10 protein-coding genes are annotated in these 15,652 nt (G+C 42.3%); 6 read left to right on the top strand and 4 right to left on the bottom strand.

Annotated elements, in window-relative coordinates; genetic code table 11:
* Both BMW86_RS21840 and BMW86_RS32595 read right to left on the bottom strand, forming a co-directional pair.
* Positions 1-828, bottom strand: coding sequence for an isocitrate lyase/PEP mutase family protein (locus tag BMW86_RS21840; protein ID WP_089784069.1), 828 nt, complete (start codon positions 826-828; stop codon positions 1-3).
* Between the two features lie 43 nt (positions 829-871).
* The gene (locus BMW86_RS32595) at positions 872-1,060 is read right to left on the bottom strand and encodes a hypothetical protein (protein WP_143056657.1); all 189 of its coding nucleotides are present in this window, start codon (positions 1,058-1,060) and stop codon (positions 872-874) included.
* A 289-nt stretch (positions 1,061-1,349) separates the two neighbouring features.
* Between BMW86_RS32595 and mrdA the strand changes: the two genes are divergently transcribed.
* From mrdA to BMW86_RS21855, 3 genes are all read left to right on the top strand, one after another.
* On the top strand, positions 1,350-3,305 hold the full coding sequence (gene mrdA / locus BMW86_RS21845) for a penicillin-binding protein 2 (RefSeq protein WP_089784070.1): 1,956 nt from the start codon (positions 1,350-1,352) through the stop codon (positions 3,303-3,305).
* Between the two features lie 36 nt (positions 3,306-3,341).
* Positions 3,342-4,136, top strand: a complete 795-nt coding sequence (locus BMW86_RS21850; RefSeq protein WP_089784071.1) for a bestrophin-like domain — start codon at positions 3,342-3,344, stop codon at positions 4,134-4,136.
* A gap of 128 nt (positions 4,137-4,264) precedes the next feature.
* Complete coding sequence (locus tag BMW86_RS21855; protein WP_089784072.1) at positions 4,265-7,042, top strand: pre-peptidase C-terminal domain-containing protein; 2,778 nt, start codon at positions 4,265-4,267, stop codon at positions 7,040-7,042.
* A 231-nt stretch (positions 7,043-7,273) separates the two neighbouring features.
* Here BMW86_RS21855 and BMW86_RS21860 read toward each other — a convergent pair whose 3' ends face one another.
* Positions 7,274-9,952: an SGNH/GDSL hydrolase family protein gene (locus BMW86_RS21860; RefSeq protein ID WP_089784073.1), complete on the bottom strand. Its 2,679-nt coding sequence runs from the start codon at positions 9,950-9,952 to the stop codon at positions 7,274-7,276.
* Positions 9,953-10,134: 182 nt separating this feature from the next.
* On the opposite strand from BMW86_RS21860, the gene BMW86_RS21865 reads away from it, so the two are divergent.
* From BMW86_RS21865 to BMW86_RS21875, 3 genes are all read left to right on the top strand, one after another.
* A complete protein-coding gene (locus BMW86_RS21865) occupies positions 10,135-10,320 on the top strand; it encodes a hypothetical protein (protein WP_089784074.1) in 186 nt (61 codons plus the stop codon).
* 138 nt (positions 10,321-10,458) lie between these two features.
* The gene (locus BMW86_RS21870) at positions 10,459-12,267 is read left to right on the top strand and encodes a glycoside hydrolase family 9 protein (protein WP_089784075.1); all 1,809 of its coding nucleotides are present in this window, start codon (positions 10,459-10,461) and stop codon (positions 12,265-12,267) included.
* A 398-nt stretch (positions 12,268-12,665) separates the two neighbouring features.
* Positions 12,666-14,468, top strand: a complete 1,803-nt coding sequence (locus BMW86_RS21875; protein ID WP_089784076.1) for a T9SS type B sorting domain-containing protein — start codon at positions 12,666-12,668, stop codon at positions 14,466-14,468.
* Positions 14,469-15,235: 767 nt separating this feature from the next.
* On the opposite strand, the gene BMW86_RS21885 is transcribed toward BMW86_RS21875, so the two are convergent.
* Positions 15,236-15,649 carry a hypothetical protein gene (locus BMW86_RS21885; RefSeq protein ID WP_089784078.1) on the bottom strand — a complete coding sequence of 138 codons (414 nt, stop codon included), beginning with the start codon at positions 15,647-15,649 and terminating at the stop codon, positions 15,236-15,238.
* Positions 15,650-15,652: the final 3 nt, after the last annotated feature.

The following is a 15,652-nucleotide window of genomic DNA, read 5'->3' on the forward strand; positions in this document are numbered from 1 at the left end:
CTATTTAAACAGATCATTAAAGGCGCTATAAGCAACTGTGCCAGCTGTAAAGCTGAAACTACCTTGTTGATGGATCTCTTCTGCGGCATGCAGGAAAGAACTATATGCCACCCGCGCCAGGGTAGAACCCAGACTCACCCTTTTTACACCTATTGCGGCCAGATCACTTATTGTAAAGGTAGTCTGTGACAGACCGGCTACAACATTCACAGGACGGGGAGCTACAGCCTTTACAACGGCCGTGATCTCTTCCAGTGTCTTTAACCCTGGAGCAAAGAGAACATCTGCTCCTGCATCGGCAAAGGCTTCCAGCCGGCGGATAGTATCTTTCAGGTCTGGTCTGCCATGAATGAGGTTCTCTGCTCTTGCTGTAAGAGTAAAGTGGAAAGGAAGACTTCTGGCAGCTTTAACAGCAGCTTTCACTCGCTCTACGGCGAGCTCAAAGGGAATGATAGGATCTTCGGGGTGGCCCGTTGTATCTTCTATGGAACCGCCAACAAGACCAATACCGGCAGCGAGTAAAATAGTTTCAGCACAGGTTTCAGGATCTAAACCATAACCGTTTTCCAGATCTGCGGAAACGGGAAGATCTGTAGCATTGACAATATCCTGTGCATTCTTCAAGGCTTCTTCCCGGCTAACAGCGTTTTCCCCGTCTCGTTTTCCCAAAGAAAAGGCGAGTCCTGCACTGGTGGTAGCCAGGGCTTCGAAGCCTGTAGCTGCCAGCATCTTTGCAGATCCCGCATCCCAGGGATTGGGAATAACGAAAATACCTTCACGCTCGTGGAGTGTTTTAAATACCTGGGCTAAAACTTGTTGCGATATCATTGTATGAGGGTTATACTGCAAGGTATAAAAAACAGATTGATATTCAACCTGCTTTGGATATTATAAGGACGGTACCGGTATGGGCCTTCATATTCTTATCCAGCAGGAACATATTTCGCATAAAAACGCCGGATTCTATGGCTAACCCGGCAATGGCTATACGAGGTTTATTCTTATGCCCTGCAATAAAAGCCATGCCCATCATCGTACTGCAAAACAGGATTAGAAACATGTATACTTTATAGGTGAGTTTTTAGATATTGAATACTGTATTCGCCCCGTTGATTGAAAAATACTAAAAAAATGTATCATTCATTAATATATATAAATAAGATAATTTTTCTTCCTTATTAGATATGGAGCACTTTTTTGTGTGTATTAAAATCCAGTTTTTGTATTGTAGCTTGCGTGAAATATAACCATAGACACAGACACAAATAGCCCGGAGACGGCCCTACAACTGTCTTCGAATTACGTGTATCCCCGTCGTGTTAGTATTGCCACAGTTTACAACCAGTCCCATGTCTATCTACAACCAACCCAGAAAGAGGGTTATTCAGCTAATTATTGCCGTTGGAGTAATTATTATTGTCAGCAGGTTATTTTTCCTGCAGGTAATCGAAAAGAAATATTCCAAATTATCAGATGCCAATTCGGTATTGAAGAAAATCGTGTATCCGGGCCGTGGTATTATATATGACCGTAAAGGCCGGAGTGTACTACAGAATGATGTGATGTACGATCTGATGGTCACACCATCCGCTGTGAAAAACATTGATACCGCTTATCTGTGCGATATCCTGGGTATAGATAGGGTGGAGTTCAAAAAGCGCATCGTTGCAGCTATTATTAAAAACGGGAGAGTAAGACAATCCGTATTTGCACCTTTATTATTACCGGTTACTTTCAGCAAGCTACAGGAAAGCATGTATATGTTTCAGCCGGGCTTTGAACTGATACAACGGCAGATCCGCTCTTATCCTTATAAGGCTGCCGCTAACATACTGGGTTATATAGGAGAGATCTCCCCGCAAATGCAGGCAAATCCGGCATTCAGCGCTTATCAGATGGGCGATTACCTGGGTATGACCGGATTAGAAAGAACGTATGAAAATGTGCTGATGGGGCAGCGTGGTACGCAGTACCTGTTAAAGGATAACCTGAACCGCCCGCAGGGAACTTATGAAAGGGGAGAGTTTGATACGGCTGCTGTGGCAGGTAAGAACCTGAATCTGTCGCTGGATATTGATTTGCAGGTGCTGGGAGAAAGACTGATGCATAACAAGATAGGCAGCATTGTAGCTATCGATCCTAAAACAGGGGGCATACTGGCACTGGTGAGCGGCCCTACCTATAACCCTAATCTGCTTACCGGTTCTTACAGGGCCAGGAATTTCAGCAAGCTGTCCGCAGATACAACCAAACCTTTATTCAACCGTGCCATACAGGGGACTTATGCCCCCGGATCATCTATAAAGCCATTAACAGCCTTAATTGCCCTGGATGAAGGTATCATCACCCCTGACTATGGTTATTCCTGTAACGGGGCTTACTGGAGCTGTGGACGGCGTATAGGCTGTGAACACAGTGATGCTGGTCATGCTGCGAATCTGCGGCTTGCTATCTCTCATTCCTGTAACTCTTATTTTGTGAACCTTTACCGCATGGAAGTAGATGCCCGTAAATGGGGCAGTGTAAACGAAGGGCATCAGAAGTGGTATGAATACATGACAAGTTTTGGAATGGGGCATCGTCTTGGCATTGATATCCCTTCAGAAAATCCGGGTTATGCTATCGATACGGCCGGGATGAATAAACGTTATCACGGTCAGTGGAATTCCTGTACGGAACTTTATGTAGGCATGGGGCAGGGAGCAGTGGCAGTTACGCCTATACAGATGGCGAATGCCATGTGTATCATTGCCAATAAGGGATATTATTACCTGCCGCATTTTGTACAGCAGATTGAAAATGATAGTTCTGGTTTACTTGATAAATATAAGGAGCGTCATGTAGTAGCGCATATTATGGACACCGCTTACAAATCAGTGATATATGGAATGGAAGATGTGGTAGAGAGAGGATCGGGGCGGAATGCACAGGTAGAGGGAGAGATCATTTGTGGTAAAACAGGAACAGCGGAAAATAACGCTCTTGTGAATGGTGTGCTTAAAAAGATGAAGAGCCATGCATTTTTTGTAGCCTTTGCACCGCGGGATAATCCTAAAATAGCTATTGCAGTAATTGTGGAGAACGTTGGTTTTGGGAACACCTTTGCGGCACCTATAGCCTCCCTGATGATGGAGAAATACCTGCATGATACGATTTCGGTAAAGAAGAAAATGATCGTGAAAAATATTCTGGACAACAATACGATGGATCCCGTTGTACAGGCTAAATCCAGACTGGATTCCCTGAATGTGGCTACCACCGGATTAACCACAGATCAGATACTAAATTTTTACTTTCATAATTAATTTTATCTTTACGGGTATATCCCTTAATTGAGTATTATGTCCTTTTCCTATGCCCTTCTGAGTGTACCTCCGGTATTACTGATGTTCCTTATGCTGTTTTTTTTCGCTCTCGCGGGCGGATTATCTACCTGGTTTTTCCGGAAATTTATACGGATAAAAGTACTGCGCTCACATAACGAAGTAACGGGTAATATCTTTGCCTGTGCAGGAGGGTTGTATAGCCTGTTGCTGGCCTTTGTTGTTTTCCTGGTATGGGATGGATTCAATGATGCCAGTTCACATGCCGATATGGAATTCAGTGTGGCGAAGGGGCTATATCGTGATATTCAGTTTTATCCGGATACAACAGAATCAAGAAAAATAAAAGAAGTATACCTGGAATATATCAACAAGGTAATAACAGAAGAATATCCTGCCATGGATCGTCTGGAACCAATGCCTTTATCCAGTAAAAAAGCATTTGATAATGTATTTATTGTGATAGAACAAATGCAGCCACAAAACATTAATCTGAATGCCAGGTCAGATGAAATGTTCCGGCACCTGAACGAGTTAGCTACTAACCGTAGCTTACGGCAGTTATCTGCTAACGCAGGTATTTCTTTTGAATTATGGTTGCCCTTATTAATAGGCGGTTTTATCACACTTATTTTTGTTACCATGCTGGATATTGAGAATATGCGGTTACATATTTTCCTGAGTGCCATGCTGGGTGCTTTTATCGGTTTAGTGATATACCTAATTATCATTCTTGATTATCCTTTTTCAGGACATCTTAGTATACAACCAACAGGTTACCAGGAGATTTTACAATGGGATAAAGCGTTGTAATCCCGAAGATTTAACATACCCCTGATATTGAATAGCAGTAGTAAAGTGTACTTTTAAAGTACCTATATTGATAACCATGTCTACCCGTACCTGCATCCTCTATTATTTTAAACCCAAATCTGTTATTTATGAAAAAACTATCCTTCATTCTGATGGGGCTACTATTGGCTTGCCCCATCCTGAAAGCCCAGATCAGTAAGGGCGGAAAACCCTACAGTTATGCTGCTAACCTTGCCCCGGATGTTAACACCAAAACAGTCCCCGCAGTATCCTTAGCTAACCTGCGAAAAGAAGATGTCCTGCATGAGAAACAGGGATTGCCATTACGCATCGGTATTATCTTCCCGGTTTCTTATTCGCTGAACAATGCCGGTACCTGGAATACCCTGCCCAATGGCGACCGCATATGGCGATTAAAAATTGATGTACAGGGTGCGCTGGCTACCTCTCTTTATTATCAGGATTTTCATTTACCGGAAGGGGCTACACTCTTCGTCTACAATGAAGATCATTCACAACTGATCGGTAGTTTTACCAGCGCCAACAACGAGCAAACAGGGTTGTTTGCTACTGAGATCCTGAAAGGGAATATCAGTATAGTAGAATACTATGAACCTGCTGCTGTGAAAGGACAGGGCCGCTTTACTATCAGCGGGGTAAATAATATCTACAGTGATAAAATTCCTGAATCTAAAACAGTAAAAACAGTAGGCGCTTCCGGTAGCTGTAATGTAAATGTAAACTGCCCAGAAGGTGCCAACTGGCAGAACCAGAAAAGAGCTGTTGCACGTATCGTATTGAAACTGGGTAGTGCTTCTTATCTGTGTACAGGTGCGGTTGTGAACAATGCACGCAGTGATTGTAAACCGTATTTCTTAACAGCAAGCCATTGCGGATCTGATGCATCTGCATCTGATTTTAATCAATGGATTTTCTATTTCAATTATGAATCACCTTCCTGTACAAATCCCGGCAGTGAGCCTGCCAGTAATACTATTACAGGTTGTGTGCAGCGTGCAAGGGCAGGAGAGAGTGGTGATGCAGAAGGTTCTGATTTCCAGTTACTGGAATTTAATCAGGCTATCCCTGCTTCTTACAATGTATTTTATTCCGGATGGAGTGCTGCTACTACTGCAAGTCCGAGTGGCGTAGGTATCCATCATCCTGCGGGAGATATCAAGAAGATCTCTACTTATACTGCTACACTAACAGATGATAACTTTAGTGGTGTAGGTACTACACCTACACATTGGAGAGCTGTGTGGGTACAGACACAAACCAACTGGAGTGTTACAGAAGGTGGTTCTTCCGGTTCTCCGCTGTTTAATAATGTAGGGCAGATAGTAGGGCAATTGTCCGGTGGGCCTTCCAGTTGTACTGCTACCAGTGCCAATAAATATGATCTATACGGTAAGGTGGCGAGGAGCTGGACTTCCAACGGTACAGATGCCCTTCATCAGTTAAAGCCCTGGTTAGACCCTGATAATACTGGTGTATTACAGATCAATGGTACTAACTATCCATGCGGAGATACCACACATCCTACTGTTTGTCCGGACCCATATGAACCTAATAATACCTTAGCTACGGCATACACCATTACATCTGCTACCGATATACGTGCTACTATTAATACAGCCAGTGATACAGATTATTTTAAGATAGTAATTAGTGATACCAGTAAGGTTCGCATCATACTGGATAATCTTGCTGCTAACTTCAATCTCCGGTTATTATCCTCCAGTGGTGCGCAGTTAGCCACTTCACAGAATACAGGTATTGCTGCCGATTCTATTATCTATAATAATGCCCTTGGCACTTACTATATACAGGTATATGGTAACAGCGGTGTTACTTACGATAGTATCTGTTACCGGTTAAATGCTACCGTAACGGGTCTCAGTAGTTGTACTGATCAGATGGAGCCTAATAATACCTTGGCTACTGCTGCGGGCATTTCTACCGGAACGAATATACGTTCACAGATTTCTACTGCTACGGATGTGGATTATTACAAGTTCACCACTACCGGTACGAATGCTATTCAGATTCGTTTAGACAGCTTACCGGGTGATTATGATGTGAAACTGTTCTCTTCTGCTGGCACGCAGTTAGGCATTTCTCAGCAGAGTGGTACTACTGCTGAAGTGATTAATTACACGGCTGCTGCAGGTACTTATTATATACAGGTATATGGTTATGGCAGCGCTTTCAGTAATACAAAATGTTATCTGCTGAGGGCTTCTCTTACGCCTGTTACTGCCTGTACAGATGCTTTTGAACCGAATGAGTCCCGCACAGCGGCAGCTGCTATCAGTGTTAATACGGCCATCAATGCGCAGATTGCCAGTTCATCAGATGTTGACTGGTATAGCTTCAGTAATAGCAGCAGTCAGCCTCATATAGAGATTCTGCTGAGTAACCTGGCCGGGGATTATGATGTGTACCTTTATAATGCCAGTGGTACGCAGGTGGGTAGTTCTCTGAATGGAGATACCAGCAGTGAAAGGATAGTACTGAACAATGCAGCAGTGGGTACTTATACAGTGAGAGTAATAGGATATAATGGTGCTTCAAGCACTACAAAATGTTATAAGTTAACAGCTAATATCAGTAGTTCTCCTAAAGTGGCTATTGTTGCTAAAAACAGTAAGGTAGCAGGTAATGGCATACATGTGTATCCTGTGCCTGCAAGAGATAAACTGTATGCTGAAGTAACTGGTCAAAGTAACCAGCTGGAGTATCTTATTATTACTGATATGAATGGTAAGGTGTTATATAAGCAGCCTTATAGTGTGGTTGTTGGGTATAACAGACTGGAAGTATCATTACCGGAATCATTAAAGGCTGGTGTGTATATTATATCTGATGGGAAACATTCTCAGAAGTTTGTTTTACAGAGATAAAATTGGTGTAATCAAAAAGGATCTAACCAATACCCCGTTTGTAACAAATTAAAAGCTCCGTTAGGAGCTCCGTGTTTGTAGCAAATGTTTATATTCTCTTTAATTGACTCCGTAGGAGTCCCCTTCTATTCGCGACTTAGGGGACTCCTACGGAGTCTGTGTTTTGTTGTTTAAGGTGTTTTCTACAAACACGGAGCTCCTAACGGAGCTAAATAGAATAGTATTTTTTTATTACATCTTTACAAACTTAATCGTTGCAACTTTTGCATTTGTTCCCCTCAATACCACAACATATACACCATTCTCCAGGTTGCTTACAGGTATGCTCATGCTTGTCTGGTTTTTAATTTGTGTAGTGGTATATATTAGTTTCCCACCCACACTGCGTATTTCTAATGATGCCCATCCATCAGTTGGTTTCAGCGGGGCTAAAGCAAGCACACTACTCACCGGATTTGGGTATAAACGAATCCCATATTTAGCAGCCGGTTCAGGGTCTACAGCTGTTACCAACTGCACCGTGAAAGTAAGTGGGGTACTGAATACAGTAGCACTGCTAAGGCATCCTGCATTACTTGTGAGCCTGCAAAGGACCTTATCTCCAGTATATGCCGGTAAGTAAGATAACGTCGCTGTTGTTGCATTGGAGATGTTCGTCCAGGTATGTGTGCTGGTGCTGTCCATCCATTGATAAAGCGGAGAAGTACCTTCATGTGTAACAGTGGCAGTCAGTTGCGTCGCTGTTGACATGGGAAGGTCTATCGGGCCTTTTATCACGATCGTTGGCGTAACGATACTATCTACATATACTGTGATGATATTACTTGTTACGGTTTGTGTAATACAGGTGTTCGAGCTTGTCAGTCGTACCTGTACAGTGGAACGGTCTGTTAATATACCTGAGAAGGTGCTGCTGTTTGTACCTGCAGCTACGCCATCCACCAGCCATTGATACACGAGTGAATTTCCTGCATTTTCTACATTCGCTGTAAAGACAAAAGAATTACCGTAACAGCCTGTAGAATCTGTGGTACTGATAGATACAGCAGGAGTAGTATTTACTATTAATGTTACAAAGAATACCTGGCTGGTATCGGTACCTGTTTTACAACGGTATAACGATGAAGCCTGTATATTTGTTAATGAAAGTGTATGCGTTGTTTGTCCGGATATATTGGTATATCCGCTACCGGTATACTGCTGCCATTGATAACTGGTACCTGTAAGGGTAGAACTAAGGGTGAGATTACTGCCTGCACATACCTCTGTAGTATCTATGGTAACGGGGTTTATAATATTGATATCAACCAGACTAAGAGAAGTAAATGTACTGCCTGTACCGGGTCTCATATAAATATCCAGAGAATCCAATCCCGTGATGCTATCGTATACAATAGCCCTGTTATAATCAGGTGTATCAGCAGAGGAATACCTTGTCTCCATTGTTTTGGCGCTGATCCATGCCTGGCTGCCCAGGCGTGTTTCCATGATCCTTGGTGTGGTGGTATTATCTACGCGGGCACCCCATAATTTGAAACTGTATGTTTTTTTAGCTGTTAATCCGGTGATACGTAATATCACTCCATTAGGATTGATAGAGTTATACAGGAACATATTATCAGATAATGCAGTAGCCGGGTAATCATTTGATGCTACAGTAAAACCGTTGTAATTGATACCCCTGGTAGTAGCTGTTGAATTGTAAGTCCCGTCCGGCTGGCCTACGATTTTCATAGACACAGTGGTAGCGCTGTTATTCGTTGTTACAAGTTTAGAGATACCCGCGCCATCTCTGAAACCTGAAGAACCGCCACTGCCAAACCAGTTATTCCAGTAGTCGCCATAAGCATCGGGAGAAACCGTAGCCTGACCAGCAGGTGTGCCATTTGGCAGTACGGTATTCATACCATCACCACCGAGGTCTACGAGGATGCGATTAGGGCTGCTGATATTAACAGGAGTGGTATTGGAAGCCGTAGCAGGTAAAACAACGGTATTGGAATAAGCGGAATACGTTGTATTGGTATAAAGTGCTTTTACTCGGAAGTATTGCAGACCAGTACCGGTATAAGTCTTTTTTACAAGGGTAGGGTCGGAGATCACATCCAATTGTGTCCAGGTACTGCTATCAGCAGATGTTTCCACTACATAACCGGCTACGCCCTGTATGGCCGTGAAATAAGATTGCCAGCGGGCAAAGAGGCTGTCGGCAATCTGTTGGTTACCTGTTGTATTCAGGTGCACGCCATCTCCTGCCCCGTAGCCAGCTTTTATCTGGGCAGCGGTGGAAGCGGATGAATCAACGGTATTACTAAAACCTTCTACATATCGTTTGGGCCATATTACGCGGATACTGTCTGCAAGTGTTTTCAGCTGTTGTTGCTGTACATCGGTAAAAGTATTCCGTGGCTGGGTAGTTTCCCAGAAAATGGGGATGCCCCTGTTGAGGGCCATAGTATCCAGTTTCCTGAAATTAGCCAGGATTTGATTAATAGTAAGTCCGTTGGCGATATCGTTGGTAGGAAGGGAGATAAAGATGAAATCCGGATTGCTATTGAGAGCGCTGTCTATGTTTGTACCCACATTACCACCTTCAGCCGTGGGCATAAGGTTAGTACTGGAATAACCAGCTACTGCGAGGTTAATCCAGACAGGACTTGTTGTATTGTTGTTTAACCAGATAGAGATCTTGTCTCCTAATCTATCCGGGTATGAGAGTAAATAACCTGCCAGGGTAGAAGAACCTAGTCCAACCACACGTGGGCCTGTACTTAATGTTTTGTCATTAGTCGCCCAGCGTAAAGTGTAAGTGTTATCCCCGTTGTTATATACTCCCGCGTTTAGAACTGTTTGTGAAAAAACAGGTAAATAAGCCAGCCAAAAAACCAGCACACATATATACTTTTGCATAGGGATTAATACATTGTTCACATGACATGGACCTTAAAAAATACCGCATAATAGGTCCCGCGGGGACGAAGTTAGGGCATCTATAATAAAATTATAAATGATAAAAGTGTGAGTTATTTGTTAATTTTTACATGTGATGAATAAATATTAACCGGTCTGGCGGTATCCAGATACACATAATTATGACTATTTCAGGAAGTGAAACAACAGGACTCGATATCCGTCAGGAAATTGCAGGAAGGGCAATGGAAGCGATTATTTCCGGTGCATATGCCAATAACACGATTGTAACCCCCAGAGAGGCGGCAAAGCTGGCTTTTGACTTCGCAGAGGCATTTATAGCTGAGAATAACAAGCGTCAGGTATAACTGACTGCTATAAGACCGGGGATATTATAACACATTTGGTGTATCTCCGGTCTTATTCAAAATAATTAATAACCGTTCATCAATAATCCCAAAACAATCGATTCATTGGTTTATTTTAGGGTACATATCAATATTACCATGAGATATTCAACCATACTTTTGTTACTGTTATTCCCGGGAATGCTGATGGCCCAGTCAGTGAAATTAATTACCAATCATGTGGGATATGAGTACAGTAAATCCAAACGTGCTATTCTGATGGCTGAGTCCAAACTGGCTGTGGATAATTTCGAGCTGGTAGATGCCGCGACGGGTAATAAAGTGTATACCGGCAAAGTGGTGTATAGTGGTCCGGTGAATAAATGGAAACACTGGCTTTTCTGGACAATAGATTTCAGCGGATATAAAACATTTGGTAACTATTATCTGAGGGTAACGGCAGCGGGTAAACCGGTTGTTTCTTATCCTTTTATGATTAATAAAAATGTGCTTGAGCAGGCGACGGTCTCTGATGTGGTTTATTATTTCAAAGGACAAAGAAGTTCCGGGTTGCTGGATGCAGCAGATCATCACCTGTTATTATCGGGTAAAACTACGGATACTATAGATGCACATGGTGGGTGGTATGATGCTACCGGTGATTATGGTAAACATCTTTCTCATCTTTCTTTCTCTACTTATTTCAATCCTCAGCAGATATCGTTAACTGTATTTAGTTTACTGGAGACGTATGCGTTGTTGCAGAAAAAGCCTGGAACTGATTACCGGCAGTATCTGAGAAGGATATTGGATGAAGCGATGTATGGGGCAGATTATCTGGTGAGGCTGAAGGCACCGGATGGGTCTTTTTATCGTTCTGTTTCAGCGCCTGGTCCTGGTAAGATGGCAAAGGACCGTGTGATCCGTGCAGAAGACAAGGGGTATAGGATTAAGCAGTCGAAGGATCAGACGTATGGTGCGGTTGTTGAACAGAATGACTGGAGGAGTTATCAGTCGAGTTACCGTTCCGGTGCGGGATTGTCTATTGCTGCATTAGCTATTGCTTCTACGTATGATACTTCGGGAGAGTTTAGTAATGCGGATTATCTGAAAGCGGCGGAAGATGCTTTTGCTTTTTTAGAGAAGGAGAATAGTTTGATGACGAATGATAAGAAGGAGAATATTGTAGATGATTATTGTGCGTTGAATGCTGCGACGGAATTGTACAGAGCTACTAAAAAAGATATTTATTTGCAGGCAGCGAATAAAAGAGCGAATCAGTTGATGAATCGTTTACTTGCGAAAGGTTATTTCAGGGCGGATGATAAAGACAGACCTTTCTTCCATCCTTCAGATGCGGGGTTACCTGTTGTGAGCCTGTTGAATTTTTATAAGATAGCATCTGCGGATATGCAGTCTAAAGTGAAAGAGACGGTGCGTAAAAACATGTTGTACGAGTTATCTTTAACTGCTGAAGTGAATAATCCTTTTGGGTATAGCAGGCAGTATACAGAAGATACGGCTGGTGTTCGGAGAACGACTTTCTTTTTCCCTCATGGTAGTGAGGCATCTCCCTGGTGGCAGGGGGAAAATGCCAGGTTGGGTTCTGTGGCAGTAGCGGCGAGAATGTCTGCGCAATTATTCAAAGAAGATAAAGATCTGCATGATAAATTAGAGGATTTCGCGCTTAATCAGCTTAACTGGATATTAGGATTGAATCCTTATGATGCATGTATGTTACAGGGGACGGGGCATAATAATCCTGCTTATGGTTTCTTTGGAACGTTTGAGTATACCAATGCACCGGGTGGTATTGTAAACGGCATTACTTCCGGATTGGACAACGAAGATGATATCGACTTTAACTTATCGTATGCCAGCACAGGGAAGGACTACGACTGGCGTTGGGCGGAACAGTGGTTACCGCATGCAGCGTGGTATTTGCTGGCGGTAGCAGTGGGGGAGTGAGAATTCAGGGACACCCATTTTATGTTACTGTAGGTAGTGACTTAGTTTGAATGTTATGACAGCGTAGATTGCCAGGTGTAATAGATCATAAATACACTGGATCTGACTGTTTAGTTCTCTGATTTAGCTTTGGAATATGGGTTCAGGATTTGTTTTTCAATTTAACTTCACCTAATATTCACGTCAGATAAGGTGTATTTATGATCTATTACACCTGGCACGAAGATTATATAATCAAACTGAGGCACTACCTTACTGTAAACTTTTTTGTAACCTCATAAAAAAACTGTAAATTAGTAAACATCAGACGGACACAATAACCTCCAGCCCGGGAAAACCTCATATGCAACTTTAGCTTACTATAGCCAATTCTTAATATACCCCCAAGCCTCACAATTATGAAACTAACACTACTAATGTTATTGCTATGCAGTGCTATATCTGTATCTGCTGCTGATTATCATGTTGAAATCACGAATCATGCAAATACCAACGAAAGTCTTGCAGGTGGCAGTTATACAATTACTGTAACCGGTACCGGCACTGGCACAGATACTATAACAGTAAACTTAGCCACCAGCGGAACCGCTGTGGTAGGTGCACACTATCAGGCATTTCCGCTAACAATAAAAATCCCTGTCACAGCAGGCAGTGGAAGTATCACATTCCCGGTCGTTCCCATAAACAACAGAATAGTAGAACCCTATGCAGATGTTGTCCTCGCTATACAAAGCGCAACAGCTAAATCCTCAGCTACAGTCGATTTTGAGCCCGCACCAACTACGCTCAGGATCTACGATGATGATAGTTTGGATGCGAGGGTTAGTTTCACGGGAAGTACAAATGGAACGGAAGGCGGTCCGAATGCTACAGTTACAGCAAGTCTATCCAGCGATTATATCGCCGGACACACCATCGAGATCGTTGCTATCGCTAAGCTCAATTCAACAGCAAATTATGGCGATTATGACGGGCCTAGTTTTAGACTTGATTCGGGACAACATAGTGTAGTTGCGGAAATCGGTATCCTGGATGACAAGATTAAGGAAGACTCTGAGTTTCTATACTTCGAAATAGTCCGGGCTATCGGCGGTGATGTTGAATACAACTACGAAGTCTATCCTTACGGTTACGGCCCTATTTACATTTATGATAATAATGATACTATTGCTCCCGTCAGAGGTGCCGAAATCTCCATTTATTATGTTGGAAGTCCCAGAGAGCGTAATCCCACTGTGGATGGTGCCATTTACCTGCAAACAAATCGCGTCGGCGAGGCGGCTGTCAATGAACCAATTACTGTCAAAATCAGGATGGACGGAAATGCTACGGAGGGAGTAGACTATCTGCCATTGGATAGTGTGGTGATTCCACCAACAGAGTTAGGTTCCAGCTCTATAATAGTTCCTGTTCGTGTAATTGATGATAACATTATAGAAGGAGACGAATATATCCAACCCTATCTCGTAAGTGCAAGTACGCCATCTGGTGATTCCATAACTGTATCTAATTATTATGCCCCTACCAGGGTCCCTTTGTATGATGATGATATCGATAACAGGAATATCACCATCTCCGGCAAGACAAACGGAAAAGAAGGAGGGGCTCCTGCGGGTTTTACATTGTCCTATCCGGATAGCCTTGTATCGGCAGAAGATGTACACGTAAATTATCATGTCATTCCCGCCGGCACTACTGCGAGAAAAGGTGTTGATTACACAATCTCTCCTGTAGTGATTCCTGCTGGTCAGCACAGTGCAACAATACCCATCAACATCATCAATGATAACCAGTTTGAATTCACAGAATTTTTAAGTCTGCAGATAGATGAAGGATTAGGAGATAGTCTGCATTATCCTGTTGGTCCGGATACTGCTATTATTGTTTCAATTGAAGATAATGATCGCTTATTTACCCCATGTCCGCCAGATAGTAACAGGCTTGATATCCCTAATGTGTTCACCCCTAACGGTGATGGAAGGAATGATCTGTTTGTGATCCGCGGACTGGAAAATTATCCAAACTCAAAGCTCTCTGTATTCAACCTGCTCCGTGGCGGAGCACTGGTATACAGGTCTGAAAATTATAGCAATAATTGGGATGGACGTGGCGCCAGTCCAGGATTATACAGTTATATCCTAGAAGTAAAAGAACAAGGCAGAACTAAAATCTATAAAGGTAAACTCGTAATTATAAAATAGGCTTCAAATATTCTTTCATTGATGGAAATGCCTTCAGATGCACTGATACTGAAGGCATTTTTCTATTTGAAATTCTCATTCCTGAAAGGCCGGAAAGAAGGGGAGTTCTGAAATAGTCTTTTATCATGGTGAAGCAATGAGGTATGCAGGTAATTTGGCAGGTAGCTACTGAAGCCCTATTGTGCCCCCTGTTACTCCAAATTGATTTTCACTTATTATGAGCACCGGCGGCGGTTGATACAGAGAGCTAAGACGCTCTTCTGATTTTAGGGAAATAGTTTCCCGGCCGAAGGCGTGGTTATCTTCAGGTTGTTTGGTGTAGATGGCTCCTGCTGCCAGGTGGGCTTTTATTTGTTTATTGAGTTCAATTGGGCTTTTGTAAATGCATCTACGACCGCTTCTATGATAGTTACATCTGATTTGGGTAACTTCTCTATTTTGGTTAACAGCAGAACCAATTCTCTGGAGATAGAATCTTTATCATGGGAAGGATTTTTTTTCTATGATACCTGCCAGATAAATTTAGAGACACAGGGATTTTCCGGGTGTTCATAAAGCATGTCTGTCATTTAATGTGAAGGATTGGCTGAAGGAATTTATACCGTAATTATAAAATGCAAAAGAGATTGTATCGTCAATGATACAATCTCTTTTATATTTTAATGAGTACTATGAACTGATCTAATGCAACAATACATGGAACATTTGGAAGAAAAATATTTATTGTTTTATCAATGATTTTTTGGAGTACTTTTTGAGACAATTGCTTAAGAAGTTGACCCCGAAACAAACACTGTTACAATTTTATCATATTTATCTACCCATAATTGTAGGCCCAAATCATCTATGTCATAAACTTCTTGTTCCGTGTCATCGTGAAAAAAAACCGTTTCATGTTTAATGTTTATTTTGTTCATATTAAATTTCTCCCAAAAGACATTAATATCCATTTCAATTAGCATTATTGCATATAAGTAAATATCACCTCGACAAGCTATCGATGTTATCAACAAATCCTCCCCTGTATAAATTTCGAGCATGCCATCCTTCAAAATATAAGTGTTCCAATCATCATCTGTTTCTTTAGGGATGAATTCAAACTCGAATGCACTCAAATATTCATCTATACTTTTCTTAAATTCAAAAGGACCTACACTTTTGAAAGGAATTATTTCATACATATG

The organism is Chitinophaga sp. YR573, assembly GCF_900110995.1.
GTDB lineage: Bacteria > Bacteroidota > Bacteroidia > Chitinophagales > Chitinophagaceae > Chitinophaga.